The 16,329-nt window shown below is 37.9% G+C and carries 16 protein-coding genes; 11 read left to right on the top strand and 5 right to left on the bottom strand.

The genetic code is table 11. The features are described 5' to 3' along the window. Positions 1-50: 50 nt before the first annotated feature. Both MKJ01_RS08500 and MKJ01_RS08495 read right to left on the bottom strand, forming a co-directional pair. Positions 51-380: a ferredoxin gene (locus tag MKJ01_RS08500; RefSeq protein ID WP_241632569.1), complete on the bottom strand. Its 330-nt coding sequence runs from the start codon at positions 378-380 to the stop codon at positions 51-53. Between the two features lie 12 nt (positions 381-392). Further along, entirely contained in the window at positions 393-1,448 is a 1,056-nt protein-coding gene (locus MKJ01_RS08495; protein WP_241613394.1) for an NAD(P)/FAD-dependent oxidoreductase, read from the bottom strand. Positions 1,449-1,602: 154 nt separating this feature from the next. On the opposite strand from MKJ01_RS08495, the gene MKJ01_RS08490 reads away from it, so the two are divergent. Next, a complete protein-coding gene (locus tag MKJ01_RS08490; RefSeq protein WP_241613393.1) occupies positions 1,603-2,373 on the top strand; it encodes a DUF3108 domain-containing protein in 771 nt (256 codons plus the stop codon). A gap of 64 nt (positions 2,374-2,437) precedes the next feature. Here MKJ01_RS08490 and pheS read toward each other — a convergent pair whose 3' ends face one another. Then, a complete protein-coding gene (gene pheS, locus MKJ01_RS08485; RefSeq protein ID WP_241613392.1) occupies positions 2,438-3,448 on the bottom strand; it encodes a phenylalanine--tRNA ligase subunit alpha in 1,011 nt (336 codons plus the stop codon). 127 nt (positions 3,449-3,575) lie between these two features. Continuing rightward, the gene (locus MKJ01_RS08480; protein WP_241613390.1) at positions 3,576-4,235 is read right to left on the bottom strand and encodes a YceI family protein; all 660 of its coding nucleotides are present in this window, start codon (positions 4,233-4,235) and stop codon (positions 3,576-3,578) included. Positions 4,236-4,320: 85 nt separating this feature from the next. On the opposite strand from MKJ01_RS08480, the gene MKJ01_RS08475 reads away from it, so the two are divergent. Continuing rightward, positions 4,321-5,259, top strand: coding sequence for a sulfate/molybdate ABC transporter ATP-binding protein (locus MKJ01_RS08475; RefSeq protein WP_241613388.1), 939 nt, complete (start codon positions 4,321-4,323; stop codon positions 5,257-5,259). Positions 5,260-5,533: 274 nt separating this feature from the next. Here the strand turns inward: MKJ01_RS08475 and MKJ01_RS08470 are convergent, their stop codons facing one another. Next, the gene (locus MKJ01_RS08470) at positions 5,534-5,878 is read right to left on the bottom strand and encodes a zinc ribbon domain-containing protein YjdM (RefSeq protein ID WP_241613386.1); all 345 of its coding nucleotides are present in this window, start codon (positions 5,876-5,878) and stop codon (positions 5,534-5,536) included. Between the two features lie 228 nt (positions 5,879-6,106). On the opposite strand from MKJ01_RS08470, the gene MKJ01_RS08465 reads away from it, so the two are divergent. The 9 genes from MKJ01_RS08465 (at position 6,107) to MKJ01_RS08425 (ending at position 16,244) form a co-directional block, all read left to right on the top strand. Continuing rightward, complete coding sequence (locus MKJ01_RS08465; RefSeq protein ID WP_241613384.1) at positions 6,107-7,312, top strand: RsmB/NOP family class I SAM-dependent RNA methyltransferase; 1,206 nt, start codon at positions 6,107-6,109, stop codon at positions 7,310-7,312. 168 nt (positions 7,313-7,480) lie between these two features. Beyond that, entirely contained in the window at positions 7,481-9,145 is a 1,665-nt protein-coding gene (locus MKJ01_RS08460) for a GLPGLI family protein (protein WP_241613382.1), read from the top strand. Positions 9,146-9,460: 315 nt separating this feature from the next. Beyond that, entirely contained in the window at positions 9,461-11,131 is a 1,671-nt protein-coding gene (gene asnB, locus MKJ01_RS08455) for an asparagine synthase B (RefSeq protein WP_241613380.1), read from the top strand. A gap of 207 nt (positions 11,132-11,338) precedes the next feature. Further along, on the top strand, positions 11,339-12,151 hold the full coding sequence (locus MKJ01_RS08450) for a hypothetical protein (protein WP_241613378.1): 813 nt from the start codon (positions 11,339-11,341) through the stop codon (positions 12,149-12,151). Positions 12,152-12,294: 143 nt separating this feature from the next. Further along, a complete protein-coding gene (locus MKJ01_RS08445; RefSeq protein WP_241613376.1) occupies positions 12,295-13,698 on the top strand; it encodes an MFS transporter in 1,404 nt (467 codons plus the stop codon). A gap of 394 nt (positions 13,699-14,092) precedes the next feature. Then, complete coding sequence (locus MKJ01_RS08440; RefSeq protein ID WP_241613374.1) at positions 14,093-14,995, top strand: pirin family protein; 903 nt, start codon at positions 14,093-14,095, stop codon at positions 14,993-14,995. 5 nt (positions 14,996-15,000) lie between these two features. Further along, on the top strand, positions 15,001-15,534 hold the full coding sequence (locus MKJ01_RS08435; RefSeq protein WP_241613372.1) for an NADPH-dependent FMN reductase: 534 nt from the start codon (positions 15,001-15,003) through the stop codon (positions 15,532-15,534). A 9-nt stretch (positions 15,535-15,543) separates the two neighbouring features. Further along, positions 15,544-15,942, top strand: coding sequence for an OsmC family protein (locus tag MKJ01_RS08430; RefSeq protein ID WP_241632568.1), 399 nt, complete (start codon positions 15,544-15,546; stop codon positions 15,940-15,942). A 2-nt stretch (positions 15,943-15,944) separates the two neighbouring features. After that, entirely contained in the window at positions 15,945-16,244 is a 300-nt protein-coding gene (locus MKJ01_RS08425; protein ID WP_241613368.1) for a GNAT family N-acetyltransferase, read from the top strand. Positions 16,245-16,329: the final 85 nt, after the last annotated feature.

Here is a 16,329-nt window from a genome sequence, read left to right as displayed (position 1 = left end):
ACTCCCGAAGAAAAATCTTCGGGAGTTTTATATTTTAAGTCAAAAACTTTCTAAGGATAAGGCGCAATTTCAACTTCCAGCCCTTCCATTTCAGGAACGATGTGCAGCTGGCAGCCCAACCGGCTGTTTTCTTTCACATGGAAAGCTTCTCCTAGCATGGCATCTTCTTCATCGCCCATTGGTTCAAGCCCGGGATCGTTGATCACATAGACCTGGCAGGAAGCGCACATCGCCATTCCGCCACATACTCCGATAGTGCCTTCTTCAGCCAACTCATAAGAACGGATAATCTCCATTAAGTTCATAGACATATCCGTAGGGGCTACAACCTCATGGGTAATTCCTTCTCTATCGGTAATTTTTACGTTGATATCTGACATCATCCTGTAAAATTAGTCAATTTTTTTCACAACCGCTTTCTCAGCTTCTTTTCGGCTTCCGTCGAATCCATCCACCCCGCTTACGGTTGTATATTTTAACACGAATTTTTTGCCCGGATTTAATCGGTTATAAACGCTCTGACACATTAAAGTAGCTTCATGGAACCCGCAAAGGATCAGCTTCAGTTTTCCAGGATAGGTATTGATATCACCAATGGCATAAATCCCATCGATATTAGTCTGATAATCTAAAGCGTTGTTTACAACAATAGCATTCTTTTCAATATTTAAGCCCCAGTTACCGATTTCTCCCAATTTCGGAGTCAGTCCGAATAAAGGGATAAAATAATCCGTTTCAATATCATAAGCTTCCTGCCCTTCAATTTCTACCGTAATGGCTTCCACTTTTCCGTCACCTTTTATGGCAGTAACTTCTGCCGGCGTGATCAGTTTTATTTTTCCCTGGTCTTTCAGTGCCTGAACTTTCTCTACGGAATCCAAAGCGCCACGGAATTCATTTCTTCTGTGGATCAGCGTCACTTCGCTCGCTACATTGGAAAGGAAAACACTCCAGTCCAATGCAGAATCTCCTCCGCCTGCAATCACCACTTTTTTATTTCTGAAATGTTCAGGTTCTTTTACAAAATATTCAAGGCCTTTTTCTTCATACTCTGCAATATTCGGCATGGTCGGTTTTCTGGGCTCAAAAGTCCCCAAACCTCCGGCAATAGCGATAGCTTTAGCCCGGTGAACAGTCCCTTTGTTTGTAACCACTTCAAACCACTCTTCATCTACTTTGGTATACGAAACCGCCGTTTCTCCTAAGGTAAATCCCGGCTGGAACTGCTTGATCTGTTCCATCAGATTATCCACCAGCTCACCTGCATTGACAGAAGGATACCCCGGAATATCGAAAATAGGTTTTTTAGGATAAAGCTCAGCCAACTGTCCTCCCGGTTGAGGAAGAGCATCGATGATATGGCATTTCATTTTTAACAAACCTGCTTCAAATACAGCAAAAAGTCCGGTAGGTCCGGCTCCTATGATCAATATATCGGTAGTTATCATAATTATAACATAATTTAATTATACTTGTGGCTGCAAATTTACTAATTTTAATGCGAAGCCTTTTAATTCAGTCTAAATAAAAAACTGAGATTTATCAAACCTTTGCCTATTTTTTTAATCTAATGTCTGACAACCTTTTTGTAAAATTCCAATTATGAAGAAACTATTAAGTTTATTAACCCTTTTACTCTTCTTTTTCGGCTCCGGCCAAATCAATACGATTGCAGATGGTGAATCTATTACATTAAGAATTCATTATGGCTTTCTGAATGCAGGGACCGCTAATCTGACTGCCAGAAAAACCAGCTATAAAGGAGCACCTCATCTCTATGTAAAGGGAACAGGACAGACTACCGGTGCGGTAAAAGCTTTTTTTAAAGTAGAAGATGTATACGAAAGTTATATCAATATGAATACAGAGCTTCCGAGTTTTTATGTGAGAAATGTAAAGGAAGGCAGCTATCGCCAGCATTTGGAAACAGTTTTCAACCATGATAACAATACCTTGGTTTTAACTGATAAAAAAACACCTGCCAACGGATCCAAAGTCATTAAATCGGTAAAAGGAGTTCAGGATATGCTGTCCTGCTTTTATTACTTAAGAAGCAAAAGCCCCGCTGAACTAAAAGTAGGAAGTGTAATTAATATGAATGTCTGGATTGACGACGAAATGTTTCCTTTCCAGCTGAAGGTGGCGGGTACAGAAAATATGGACACGAAATTTGGAACCATAAACTGTCTTAAAATTATTCCGTCTGTAAAAAGCGGAAGGGTTTTTAAAGCAAAAGAAGGCGTGGTGATGTGGGTTTCCAATGACCTTAATCATATCCCGGTTCTTCTGAAAGCAGATCTGGCAGTAGGTTCCTTAAAAGCCAGTATCGATGATTTCAAAAACGTAAAATATCCTTTAAAATTTACCAAATAATAAAATAGAAAAGCCTGTAATAATGTATTTACAGGCTTTCTTTATTGGTCAGACGACTGAGTACTTATAAAGTTTTAAACTGCTCTAATGTTCTGATGTCGTTTTCAAAAAACATTCTGATATCGCTCATTTGATAAAGCAGCATCACAATTCTTTCAATTCCCATTCCGAAAGCATAGCCGGAATATTTTTCAGAATCAATATTTACATTTTTCAAGACTGCAGGATCAACCATTCCGCAACCCATAATTTCCAGCCATCCGGTTCCTTTTGTAATTCTGTAATCCGTCTCGGAGTTTAAACCCCAATACACGTCAATTTCCGCACTCGGTTCCGTGAAAGGAAAATATGAAGGCCTCAGTCTGATTTTCGATTTCCCGAAAAGTTCCGTTGTGAAGAACTGAATGGTTTGCTTCAGGTCTGCAAAACTTACATTTTCATCGATATATAAACCTTCAATCTGATGGAAGATACAGTGGGAACGCGAAGAAACTGCTTCGTTTCTGAATACTCTTCCAGGAGATAAAATCCTGATCGGCGGCTGATTTTCTTCCATATACCGGATCTGTACCGATGACGTATGTGTTCTCAGCAGGATATCCGGATTCTGTTCGATAAAGAAGGTATCCTGCATGTCTCTTGCAGGGTGATATTCAGGAAGATTAAGAGCGGTGAAATTATGCCAGTCGTCCTCAATTTCAGGGCCGTCTGCCACAGCAAATCCGATTGATTTAAAAATCTCGATAATCCTGTTTTTCACCAGGTTAATCGGATGTCTTGAGCCCAACTCCAAAGGGAAAGCAGGTCTCGTAAGGTCTTCTTTTTCAATGACAGCAGAAGATGAAGAAGCATTTTTTAAATCTTCCAGTTTTACGTTAACAGCCTGCTTCAGGGTATTGATTTTCTGTCCGAATTCTTTCTTCTGATCGTTGGGAACTTCTTTAAATTTTTCAAAAAAATCATTCAGAATTCCTTTTTTACCGTTATACCTGATCCTGAAGTTTTCAATATCCTCTTTTGATGTCGCCTGAAAGCCATTTACCTCAACGAGTAATTCTTCTATCTGTTCTATCATTGTTTTACCCTTTCAAAATGTTTTGCAAAAATACAGTTTTTCAATGGAATAACTTTCCTTAAAATGTTAAAAATCTGTCCCGCTTACAGGACAGATTTAATCAGATCATTATTTCTTTTTAATAAAATTATTTTTTTTCCAGTGCTTTGATACTGATCTGAAGTGTTATCTCATCCTTGATTACACCATTTTCAGCAGGAGCCTTAAATTTTACACCAAATTCTTCCCGTTGAATATCTTTAGGCTCAGTAGCAATACTCACCTCTCCTTCCTTTACAGATACATTGGCTTTGAACTGAACAGGCTTTGATATTCCTTTAACCGTTAAATTACCATCAAGAAGCGTATTGTAGTCACCTCCCGCAGACGGAGTTACCTTTGTAATTTCATAAGATGCTGTAGGAAACTTTTCAACTTCAAAGAAGTCTCCGCTTTTCAGGTGTCTATTCAGCTTTTCCAACTGATCGGCATCATTTTTCAAATCCTCAGAAGTTAAAGAATTCATATCCGCAACAAATTTCCCACTTTCCAGTTTTCCGTCTTTTACCGTTACGTCACCACTTTCAAATTTAATGGTTCCGAAATGGCTGGTGTTTTCAGATTTGAAAATTTTATATCCTTTCCATTCAATTTTACTGTTCAGCGTATCCACAATAAACGGGTTTCCTTTCTTGGTTGTTGTTACATCATTGCTTTCGCTTGCAAGAGGCTTCTCCTTTTTACAGGATGTTACCACCGTCGCAGCAATAAACATGATAACAACCAGTGAAAACAGCTTTCTTTTCATAATTTATAAAATTTCAATACTCCTGCTAAGGTAATAAAAAAAATGATCGTTTCCTAAAAACGGCACATTTCATTACATTTGTATTATGCTATTAGAAATAAACAATTTATACTTCTCTTATTCCAGTAAAAAACCTCTGTTTCAGAACCTGAACCTGATGTTTGAAGAAGGGAAAATCATTGCTCTTGCAGGAGAAAGCGGCTGCGGAAAATCTACTTTGCTGCGCTTAATTTACGGACTTCTTGACTGGGAAAGCGGTACTATTGTTTTTGAAGGCAAGAAACTGGCTGGCCCTAAAGGAAACCTGGTTCCCGGAGAGGCAGATATGAAATATGTAGCCCAGAATTTTGACCTGATGCCTTACGCTACGGTAGCGGAAAATGTGGGGAAGTTCATCTCCAATATCAATTTGAAAAAGAAGAAAGAAAAAGTTTCCGAGCTCCTTGAAGTAGTCGGTCTCGAAGAATTTTCCGATATCCTTCCGAAGTACCTGAGCGGAGGGCAGCAGCAGAGGGTTGCTATCGCCAGAGCGCTTTCAGTACTCCCCAAACTCCTGATCCTGGATGAGCCTTTCAGCAACCTTGATTTCCCGAGAAAAATAGAACTTCGCGAAAAATTATTCCGATATGTAAAACAGCATCACATTTCTCTGGTTATATCCACCCACGAACTACAGGACATCATTCCATGGCTGGACCAGATTATCATCCTGCAGAATGGAAGATTAATACAAAAAGACAGTCCCGAAGAAACATTCCGGAATCCTTATAATTCTTATGTAGCCAGGCTTTTCGGAGAAGTAAATATTTTCAGTGAAAATGAAATGAAGGCATTTGACATCTCAAGGTTCTTTTATTACCCTAAACAAATACATGTTAGTGAAAACGGTTTTCAGACTGAGGTATTGGAAAGCAGGTTTGCGGGAGATCATTACTGGAATAAAATGAAGGTAAAAAACAAAGAACTGATTGTTTATACGGACAACAAAGTGTCCGGAACAATTAATACTTCATTTAGTTCCTAATCATAAGATTTTCCAATACTTACCTTAAATTTTTAGACAAAAAAATACAAATATAAGAATCCAGCTAAAAACTTTTTCTTACATTTGTATTTCTACAGCATAAGGAAACTTTTGGTTAATTCTCTTTCTGCCTCCTGAAACAAAAATTAGCAACTCTGCAATCTAGTTTCTTGAAAGATTACCCTGTCCAATCTTTTCCTTTTTTTATGCTTTACAGCAAACGAATCCCGCTTATTTTTCTTAAATGCAAAACAACTGAATCACAACCGTATGCTTATGCTTTCTTTACGAATTCAGATTTCAAAGCCATTGCGCCGAAACCATCAATCTTACAGTCAATATTATGGTCGCTGTCCGGTCTTAAACGGATATTTTTCACTTTTGTGCCTGCTTTTACCGGTTTTGGAGCTCCCTTTACAGGCAGATCTTTAATAATTACAACAGAATCACCATCCATCAACTCATTTCCGTTAGAATCTAAAATTTTACCCGAATCCGAAGTTTCAGCCGGTATCTCTTCCGGATTCCATTCATAAAAGCATTGGGAACATACCATCATATTATCACTCGGATAGGTAAACTCAGAGCCGCATTTCGGACAAAGTACAGTATCACTCATAATTTTTAATTTTTTGCAAAGGTAGGATTTTGAATGATGGGTTGAAAATTATAAATGATGAGTTTTATACAGATCAGCCCATGTATATAATTATGATGAAATACTTATTTCATAATCAGTTCAAAAATTCAGACACGACTGCACCATATTTCACAACTTATTATTTGTAATCAGATAACGTTCAAAATTTTCGTACTTTTGCAGATTCAAAACAGCAGAACCCAATTTATGGAACTTATTCACAGAAACTTAGCAATCGGAATTCATGATGCTTTGCAGGAAACCTTCTTCGAAAAAAATAAATATGCCGACAAAGTAATTGAACGACTTTTAAAAGCCAACAGAAAATGGGGTAGCCAGGACAGAGCCGTTGTTTCTGAGATTTTCTACAACATCATCCGTTGGAAAAAACGTCTGGAATATTATATGGGAGAAGGCGTGAAACCCAACAATATCTATAAGCTGATTATTGCCTATCTGCTTTGGAGCAAAACAAATTATAAAAAGTTTGAAGAATTTGACGGAATTAAAATCGCCGATATTCTTACGAAGCTTAAAAAAAATACCGTTCCTACAAAAGCAATAGAACATTCTATTCCTGAATGGCTGGCGGAAACCCTTGAGAAAGAATTGGGTTCAAAATGGGAAAAAGAAATGCATGCTTTGAATGAGCAGGCCCCGACTGTACTGAGAGCCAATTCTCTGAGAACAACAACAAAAGAACTTATTTCAGACCTGTCTGATGAAAATGTTACGTCTTATCCTATTAAAAACTATCCGGATGCTGTACAGCTGGAAGAAAAAAAGAATGTATTTCTTACCACTGCTTTTAAAGAAGGATTATTTGAAGTTCAGGATGCCTCTTCCCAAAAGATAGGATATTTCCTGGATGTAAAAGAAGGACAGCGTGTAATTGATGCCTGCGCCGGAGCCGGAGGAAAAACCCTGCATTTGGCTGCCCTGATGAAAAACAAAGGCCAGATTATCGCTTTGGATATTTTTGAATGGAAACTGGCAGAGCTGAAGCGCCGTGCAAAAAGAGCCGGCGCCCATAATATTGAAACCCGAATGATTTCTGATAATAAAGTTATTAAAAGACTTCATGACAAGGCTGACCGATTATTGATTGATGCACCCTGTTCAGGGCTAGGCGTCCTGAAAAGAAACCCGGACAGCAAATGGAAAATTGACCAGGATTTTATCGACAGAATAAAAAAGGAACAGCAACAGATCATTCAGGATTATTCTAAAATGCTGAAAGTTGGCGGAAAAATGGTATATGCCACCTGCTCTATTCTTCCTTCCGAAAATAACGAACAGGTAGAAGAATTTGTAAAAAACAATCCTAATTTTAAAATGATTAAGGATGAAAAAGTAATGCCCAGCGAAGGCTATGACGGATTCTACATGGCTTTGATCGAAAGATTATCTTAAAATCAGAATACATTCATATTACAAACTACTCTGTTTTCAGGGTAGTTTTTTCTTTATCATCAAGATAAAAATTATCATAAAAAGGGATTAAGAATAATTAATTCCAACTGTTAAAGAAGAAAACCGACTATACGCAACTAACATTTATCTTTGTAAAAAATAATTATCGTGCATCAAAAAATTATATTCGTCTTATTTATTTTCTTATACAGTCTGGGATCCGCACAGATCTATGAAGTTCAGTACACCAGTTCATACAATGGTAAAGTTTTAACGGAACAGCCTCTAACTCTGGTTTGGGCAAGCAAAAAAGAGAACTTTATTTTAAATAACAAAATCAAAGACCAGAAAGCAGACTTCCCTTTTGAACTCACAAAAATTGCAAAGCCTTCCAATACTATAATTTCGTATGCATTTTTAAAAAGTGATGATATTGTTTCCACCTCCGATCCAGAATCTATAGGAAAACAAACTTTTGAATTCACCAATGAAACAAAAAAAATCTTAGGGTATCCCTGCAAAAAAGCAGTTACAAAAATCAATTCAAATACAATTGAAGTCTGGTATACCGATGCGCTCAATATTCAGGGCGGACCGTCAAGCATTGGACAGAGTTTAGGATTTGTTCTGGAAATAGAAAGAAATAAAAATTCAGTAATTACGGCCAGTTCCATAAAAAAAATTAAAAAAATCAATATCGATCATCTCATTACAGATAAGATAAGGAATACTGACCTTTTAGGATATAAAGACCTTTTGTGGAAAAGCAGGTTTACCACACTGAAAGTTTTCGAGAACGAGACCATCAATTTCTCAGAAAATTCAAAATCTGATTCAGATATAAAAAGATTTGCCAATGGAACCATTATTCTGAAAAAAGTTAAGTTTCCCAAAATTTCAGAAGGCGAAAATATTTTTGCTGAGCTAAAGCAGCAGTCCAATGGTGATGCGTATGACAGAACCGGAACTGTTTTCTTTATCCCGCAGGATCAGTCGCAGTCATTCTTTGACGGTTTAGAAAAAGGAGTAAAAACACTTCCTGTTTATGAGAATGGAAACGGGAAACAGTATTACGGAGTCACTGCAACTGAAAACTACAGTCCCGCTGTTGAAATGATGCGCTTTTTCACAGCCTTCGGGATTAATAAATTCAATCACATTCAACTGAAAGACAAAAACTGGCAAACCGTAAGCCCATACCGGCAAGATATCACCGACTTAAAACCTTCTTTAAGCGGGCAAGAGCTTTGGGTAGGCACATTTATTGGAAACTACGATAAAGGCGGACATACAGTAAGCCTGGAAATCACCATCCATAAAAGTGATCAGACCGTTTATAAAAACAATAAGGTAATCCCGTTATTCAACACGTTGAATATTATGGAGATGGCCGGGCAGGATTATTCAACAATGTTCAATCAGACTAAAGGCCTTCTGGTAGAATTTACCTTAAAAAAAGATTTGAAAAACGCACAGCTCAAATATATTACAACAGGTCATGGAGGATGGGAAAACGGTGATGAGTTCGTCCCTAAAACCAATACTATTCTCCTGGACGGCAAAACGGTGTTTTCCTTTATTCCATGGCGGTCAGACTGCGGATCTTATCGTCTGTACAACCCTGCATCCGGAAATTTCCAGGATGGACTTTCATCTTCCGATTTAAGCCGTTCCAATTGGTGTCCGGGAACCGTTACCAATCCCAACTTCATTCCTCTCGGAGATTTAAAAGCCGGCAAACATATTTTTGAGGTAAAAATTCCGCAAGGTCCTACAGAAGGAACAAGCTTCAGCGCATGGAATGTTTCTGGCGTACTGTTAGGATCTGAATAAAAGAAAACCTTCTCACAATTGAATTGCGAGAAGGTAAAAACACAAATGATGAAAAAAAATTATTTCGAAGTACAAAGTAAAGATTAAAATTGTCGTAATAAATTAACATACATTAATAAATATCTCATATTTATTTTGTATATAGAGAATTATTCTGGTCACAGTGAAAAATTTCAACCAAATATCACTAAAATCGCCAATATTGTTTATATTTTTTCACGTATTTTCAAATTTTATTTAAAAAATTAACTTATTAAAAAATTTTATTGTTTATTTTAAACCTCATATATAATTTTGTTTAAAATAATTAATCAAATGTGTGGAATAGTATGCCTTTTTGATGCAAAACAAAAAACTGAAACATTAAGACCTCAGGTTTTGAAGATGTCAAAGAAGATCCGTCACCGCGGACCTGACTGGAGCGGTGTTTTTCAGAACGAACAAGTAATTTTTTCCCATGAAAGACTGGCTATTGTAGATCCCGCTTCAGGAAAACAGCCGTTATTCAGCAAAGACGGGAAAACAGTCTTGGCTGTAAATGGAGAAATTTATAATCACAGAGAATTAAAGGAAGAGTTTCCTGATTATGAATTCCAGACCCAGTCGGACTGCGAAATCATTTTAGCACTTTATGGGAAGTACGGGAAGAATTTTATTGAAAAGCTGAACGGTATTTTCGCATTCTCTTTATATGATACTGAAAATAACACCTACCTGATTGCCCGCGATCATATGGGAATATGCCCGCTCTATCAGGGGTGGGACAAAAACGGGAACTACTATGTTGCTTCAGAGCTGAAAGCATTGGAAGAAATCTGCAGAACCATTGAAACCTTCCCGCCAGGCCATTTTCTATACAGCGAAGACGGCACCCATCTTCAGCAATGGTACACAAAGGACTGGGAGAGTTATGATCATGTAAAAGACAGCAAAACAGATATCGATGTATTACGGAAGGGGCTTGAAGATGCCGTTCACAGACAATTAATGAGTGATGTTCCGTATGGCGTTTTACTTTCCGGGGGACTGGATTCTTCAGTAATTTCAGCAATTACTGCCAAATTTGCAAGACAGAGAATTGAAAGCGGCGATACGCAGGAAGCCTGGTACCCGAGACTACACAGTTTTGCAATCGGACTGGCCGGCTCTCCGGATTTACAGGCAGCTAAGAAAGCGGCCGAACACATCGGCTCAGTTCATCATGAAGTCAACTTTACCGTTCAGGAAGGCCTAGATGCCGTCCGCGATGTGATTTATCACTTGGAAACGTATGATGTGACAACAGTGAGAGCCTCTACTCCAATGTACTTGCTGGCAAGAGTGATTAAATCAATGGGAATTAAGATGGTGCTTTCGGGAGAAGGTGCGGATGAGCTATTCGGTGGTTATCTGTATTTTCATAAAGCACCGGATGCAAAAGAATTCCATGATGAAACCGTAAGGAAGCTCAGCAAGCTCCACCTGTATGACTGTTTAAGAGCAAATAAAGCCTTAATGAGTTGGGGAATTGAAGGCCGCGTCCCTTTTTTAGACAAGGAATTTATGGATATTGCGATGACGCTTAACCCAAAAGATAAAATGATCAACACTGCAGAAGGGAAAATAGAAAAATGGGTACTGAGAAAAGCATTTGAAGATCTTCTTCCTGAATCTATTGTCTGGAGACAGAAAGAACAGTTCTCTGATGGGGTCGGATATTCATGGATCGATACTTTAAAAGCAGTTGCTGAAAAAGAAGTCACAGATGAAATGATGCAAAATGCCAGATTCAGATTTCCGCTGAATACCCCTCAGAACAAAGAAGAATACCGTTACAGAATCATCTTTGAAGAACATTTCCCAAGTGAAACAGCTGCTGCAACAGTGCCTTCCGTACCTTCCGTAGCGTGCTCCACTCCAGTTGCCTTAGAATGGGACGAGGCATTTAAAAATATGAACGATCCCAGCGGAAGGGCAGTGAAGATACATGAAACATCGTATTCTTAGAATAATAAATCATGTCAAAATACAGTTCTTTGCTTTACTGTTTTTTACAACCGCTTTATTATTTATCTGATAATATTTATTAATCCTGTAGCAATACAGGATTTTCTTTTGAATTACCGTTAATAATATTGTCAGAATTTAACCGTTAATCAAAAATATTATCTAATAAATAATTATATTTGGAAAACGAAAAATCAATTATAAAAAATGAGAAGAAACATTACTATCTTATTTGCTTTATTATCCATGACTTTTGCTTTTGGACAGGGGAAATACGGCAAGTATCTTAGCTCTAAAAAACTTGCAATGGTGTATAAAAGTGTAAAGGATGCTGATAAAGACGATTTTTATCAACAGTATTACTGGCTGGTGAAAGCTGAGCAGCTGAAGACTTTCCCTCACCTGAAAGAAATAAAGCCAAAAGTTTTATACGAGTTTGTAAAAAAAGTAAATCCTCAGAATCCGTCCAAGAAGCTGGATGCAAGAGGAAAAGAACTGAGAGCAACTGCAGAATTATCTTTAAACCAGTATTTCAAAAATAAAAATCTTGATAATAATTCCGTGTTGATGTACAACTTAGAAACGTATGTTGATCCTTTAAAAGGTGAATATTACACTAAAGTTGATCCGGAAAAAATTAAGGAGCTGGTTCCGAAAGAGCTGTTCTCTTTCAATTCTGTTAACAGAAATACAGGAGAAGACAAAACCTATTACCTGTGGATCAATAAAGCAAAAGATGATTTTAATATTGTAGATATTATTCCTGAAGAGAAAGAAAACAAATATTTCTACACAAGACTGAAGCAGTATCTTCCGGGCTACAAATTTTCAAAATATGTTCCTTCTGTAAAAAAAGGTACAAAGACGGACAAAACGGATGCAGACTATTATTACATCATGCCGTTTGAGCAAAACACAGACAATATTGAATATAAAACGAAAGATTTCAAAGAGTTTGAGCTGAGCCAGTACAGAAAAGCCGGCGACGAATGGAAAGGTGTTGAAAAGCCTAGAAAATAAATAGAAAGTCCTGTGAATTTCACAGGACTTTTATTTTTATCTGCAAATTATAGTGTAAGGAATAAATATTGCTCTTAAAAACCGATTATCTTATTCCCTGAACTTAAATAAACCTGCTGTATTAAACTTCCAGTAAAGATCACATGTCAGAAATAATTCCACAACCCGGTCCGATAAAAAAAATACTGCCTCTGATTCTCGCAACTGCTATTTTTATGCAGATGCTTGATTCCACCATCCTGAATACTTCCCTGCCGTCTATTGCAAGAGATCTTAAAGAATCGCCGCTTAATATGCAGAATGCGATAATCAGTTATGTACTGACTCTTGCCGTTTTTATGCCGGCCAGCGGATTTCTGGCAGACCGTTTCGGAACAAAAAAAGTTTTTATTTTTTCTTTAATCCTCTTCAGTCTCGGCTCCCTGTTCTGTGCGGTCTCTCAAAATCTTACACAACTGGTTATTTCCCGGATCATTCAGGGGGTCGGAGGCAGCCTGATGACACCTGTAGGAAAACTCGCTTTAATAAAAACTTTTGACAAGAACGAATTGTTGAAAGCTATGAACTTTGCTATCATTCCCGCACTGATCGGTCCTGTTTTAGGCCCATTGGTAGGAGGCTATATGGTTGATTATCTTTCATGGCACTGGATCTTTTTAATCAATATTCCAATCGGGATTCTCGGAATCACATTAGGGTTAAAATTTATGCCGAATTACAAATCCCCTGAGGTGGATTTTGATTTAAAAGGGTTTTTGATCTTTGCGGCAGCCTCTCTCCTGCTTTCTGTTGCTTTGGAATTATTCGGGGACATCCAGAACATCACTCCGGTACTGGTCATTTTCATAATGGGGTTCCTGTGTATGTATTACTATTACAGGCATGCCAAAAGAGATGAGAGTCCTATTTTTCCTTTAAACTTATTTCAGGTCAGAACTTTCAGGGTAGGAATTGTAGGGAATCTGGCCACAAGATTGGGAATCAGCTCCGTCCCCCTGCTTTTGCCTTTGATGATCCAGATTGCCTATAAACAGTCGGCAGTCACTTCCGGCTGGATTATTGCTCCGATGGCACTGACTGCCATGTTTGGAAAATCGTATGTAATTAAAATTTTAGATACCTTCGGATATCGGCAGACTTTAATGGTCAATACATTCATCATCGGTACGCTGATCTGTCTTTTAGCGATTCCGGATATCCATACTTCTTTATATTGGTTCATTCCGATTATTGCTATCTTAGGTTTTTTCAATTCAATTCAGTTTACGTCAATGAACACAATTTCAATCGCAGACCTCAGGAACTTCCAGACCAGCAGTGGAAACTCCCTGATTTCAGTAAACCAGCAGCTTGCTATCGGTTTCGGAATTGCATTCGGGCTGATCGTCTTAAAAATATTTGAAAGCACAAACCTGGTAAAAGGTGAAATTCATAATGCTTTCCGCTACACCTTTCTTACGGTAGGGATACTTACTATTATTTCAGGATTTGTTTTCCGAAGGCTGCATATTTCTGACGGGAAAAACATGCAGTCAAAAGAGGATTAAAATCCATGAATTAATTCATCACTAAAGAAGAATTATACTTTATTTCTCAATCTTCCACTCCACATCTGAATTAGCTTTATCTTTTCAGATGTTGATCTGTGCTTATTGATTTATAATTTCAGTAATCAAATTGCTTTATTTAGATATAACAAATATTTCTGTAGCTTATTAACACAGATCAATGCACAGATTATATAAGTTTAATATATTCGCTACACATAGAAGAACAGAAAGAGCAATAAGTCAAATTTGAGTCAGTGTTTTTTTAACTTTATAACATTGTACTTCTTAGGTTTTAAATCTCGTCGATTTATAATGTAGACGTTTAAATAAATCTGTATCCATATCTTCTATGTTGATCATCTGAAGCAAGCAAATTTAAATCTTATATACTATGTCAAATATCGGACTCATTATTGAAGAAAAATCAGCAGATATAGGTAACTTTTTAGTAGGAAGGTTATTACCATTCCGCGAGAAAAGAGCTGTCGGACCCTTTGTGTTTATTGATCACATGGGACCTTCTGACCTTAAAGATTATCAGAACCTGGATGTCCCGCCCCATCCGCATATTGGACTGTCTACTTTAACCTATCTTCTGGAAGGATCTATTTTCCACAGAGACAGCATCGGCAGTGCTATTGAAATTCAGCCCGGTGCAGTAAACTGGATGACTGCCGGAAAAAGTGTCGTGCATTCCGAAAGAACACCCGAATATCTAAGACATACCGATAAAAGGCTCCACGGATTCCAGATCTGGGTAGGCCTTCCGAAGCACCTGGAACAGTCTGAGCCTACCTTTCATCATATTGAAGCTCATGAAATTCCTGTTTGGGAAGAAGATGGAATACACTATAAACTGATTGCAGGAGAAGCCTTTGGAAGAATATCTCCGGTTCCGGTACACAGCAGGTTATTTTTTATCGAAATAAAAACCAAAGAACCCAGAAGAATCAGCATTGGAAAAGACCTGTATGGTGAAGCTGCGATGTATGTTCTGGATGGCACCGTGACAACAGACGGGAATTCCTATGGCTCCAAACAGCTGATGATCGCCAAAAATACGCAGTTGTGTGAATTTGACATGAGTGAAAACGGAACCGTTTATCTCTTCGGAGGAGAGCCTTTTGATGAAGAACGTTTTATATTCTGGAATTTTGTAAATTCAGACAAAGAAATGATTGAGCAGGCAAAAGTAAACTGGAACGATCAGAATCATGAAGCTTTTCCACTGGTCCCTGGCGATGATGAAGATTATGTACCGCTTCCGAAAGCTATCTTAAACAGAAAACCTTAAGTATTATGAGAATATTAGCATTTGCCGGAAGTACCTCTTCCACCTCCATCAACAGGGAACTGGTAAAATTTGTGTTAAAAGATTTTAAGGATGAAGATATTAATTTAATTGATCTTAATGATTTTGATATGCCTGTTTTTTCCGTTAATCTTGAAAAGAAAGGCTTTCCCGATCCGGCTCATCGGTTTTTAAAACATATTCAAGGATGTGATGCTATCATCTGCTCACTGGCAGAACACAACAGATCATACGCTTCCGCCTTCAAAAATATTTTTGACTGGGCTTCAAGAATAAATGTAAAGGTTTTTCAGGATAAGCCCATGTTGCTGATGTCCACTTCTCCCGGCGGTTACGGCGGTGGAAATGTAATGAATACAGCCAAAACATTCTTTCCTCAATTCGGAGCTGATCTCATTGATACTTTTTCTCTTCCAAAATTTTATGAAAATTTTGATCTGGAAAGCGGTGTGATTAATCCCGACATGTTAAAAGAGTTAAAGAATAAAATTACTAATTTTAAAAGCCAGATTAAAAAATAGCATGCAATGATGACAGTATCGGTAAAAGCGAGTTTAGGTAAAGAAAAATATTATACGGAAGTCACCGCAAGTGAAAATACTTTAATCACAGATGAACCTGTGGATAAAGGCGGAGGAAATAAAGGCTTTAACCCGTTTGAAATCCTGGCGACTTCGCTGGCCAGCTGTACGGCAGCTACATTGAGAATGTACATCGACCGGAAAGAATGGGATGTTGAAAAAATAAATATCGGGGTAGACCTCGAACACTTCCCCTTAACCAAAAGGACAATCTTTAAGAGAACGGTCAGCTTTGACGGTGCCGTTCTTAGTGATGAGCAGATCAAGAGGCTTCATACCATTGCTGATGCATGCCCTGTTCACAAAATACTCACCAACGATATCGAAATAGTAACCAAATTTTCATAATTATGATTGAAATACAACAAAGCAACGACGAAAAACACGGAAGTTTTGAAGCTTTCTTAGATGGTAACCGCGCAGGTCTCATGACATATACCTGGGCAGGAGAAGAAAGATTTATCATTGATCATACAGAAGTAGAAGAAGCCTATAACGGAAAAGGGGTCGGCAAAGAAATGCTGATGGCAGCAATAGAGTTTGCCAGAAAAAATAATAAATCCATCATCCCGCTATGTCCGTTTGCAAAAGCCACATTCCAGAAACATGAGGAACTTCAGGATGTTTTGGTAAACAAAACCCAGGCCTGATCCAGATTAATCTCCATTAAAAAATACCAGCCTTCCCGCATATAAGCCAGGAAGGTTTTTTCTTTTTAACAGCCCATAAAAAAAA

This window comes from Chryseobacterium sp. SSA4.19 (assembly GCF_022601875.1).
Lineage (GTDB): Bacteria > Bacteroidota > Bacteroidia > Flavobacteriales > Weeksellaceae > Chryseobacterium.
Note: the sequence above shows the minus strand (reverse complement) of the source record. Positions and strands in the feature narration are given on the sequence as shown.

Coding starts and splice junctions, on each gene's coding strand:
- MKJ01_RS08500 (WP_241632569.1), bottom strand. CDS start 380: ATGTCAGATATCAACGTAAAAATTACCGATAGAGAAGGAATTACCCAT.
- MKJ01_RS08495 (WP_241613394.1), bottom strand. CDS start 1,448: ATGATAACTACCGATATATTGATCATAGGAGCCGGACCTACCGGACTT.
- MKJ01_RS08490 (WP_241613393.1), top strand. CDS start 1,603: ATGAAGAAACTATTAAGTTTATTAACCCTTTTACTCTTCTTTTTCGGC.
- pheS (WP_241613392.1), bottom strand. CDS start 3,448: ATGATAGAACAGATAGAAGAATTACTCGTTGAGGTAAATGGCTTTCAG.
- MKJ01_RS08480 (WP_241613390.1), bottom strand. CDS start 4,235: ATGAAAAGAAAGCTGTTTTCACTGGTTGTTATCATGTTTATTGCTGCG.
- MKJ01_RS08475 (WP_241613388.1), top strand. CDS start 4,321: ATGCTATTAGAAATAAACAATTTATACTTCTCTTATTCCAGTAAAAAA.
- MKJ01_RS08470 (WP_241613386.1), bottom strand. CDS start 5,878: ATGAGTGATACTGTACTTTGTCCGAAATGCGGCTCTGAGTTTACCTAT.
- MKJ01_RS08465 (WP_241613384.1), top strand. CDS start 6,107: ATGGAACTTATTCACAGAAACTTAGCAATCGGAATTCATGATGCTTTG.
- asnB (WP_241613380.1), top strand. CDS start 9,461: ATGTGTGGAATAGTATGCCTTTTTGATGCAAAACAAAAAACTGAAACA.
- MKJ01_RS08450 (WP_241613378.1), top strand. CDS start 11,339: ATGAGAAGAAACATTACTATCTTATTTGCTTTATTATCCATGACTTTT.
- MKJ01_RS08445 (WP_241613376.1), top strand. CDS start 12,295: ATGTCAGAAATAATTCCACAACCCGGTCCGATAAAAAAAATACTGCCT.
- MKJ01_RS08440 (WP_241613374.1), top strand. CDS start 14,093: ATGTCAAATATCGGACTCATTATTGAAGAAAAATCAGCAGATATAGGT.
- MKJ01_RS08435 (WP_241613372.1), top strand. CDS start 15,001: ATGAGAATATTAGCATTTGCCGGAAGTACCTCTTCCACCTCCATCAAC.
- MKJ01_RS08430 (WP_241632568.1), top strand. CDS start 15,544: ATGACAGTATCGGTAAAAGCGAGTTTAGGTAAAGAAAAATATTATACG.
- MKJ01_RS08425 (WP_241613368.1), top strand. CDS start 15,945: ATGATTGAAATACAACAAAGCAACGACGAAAAACACGGAAGTTTTGAA.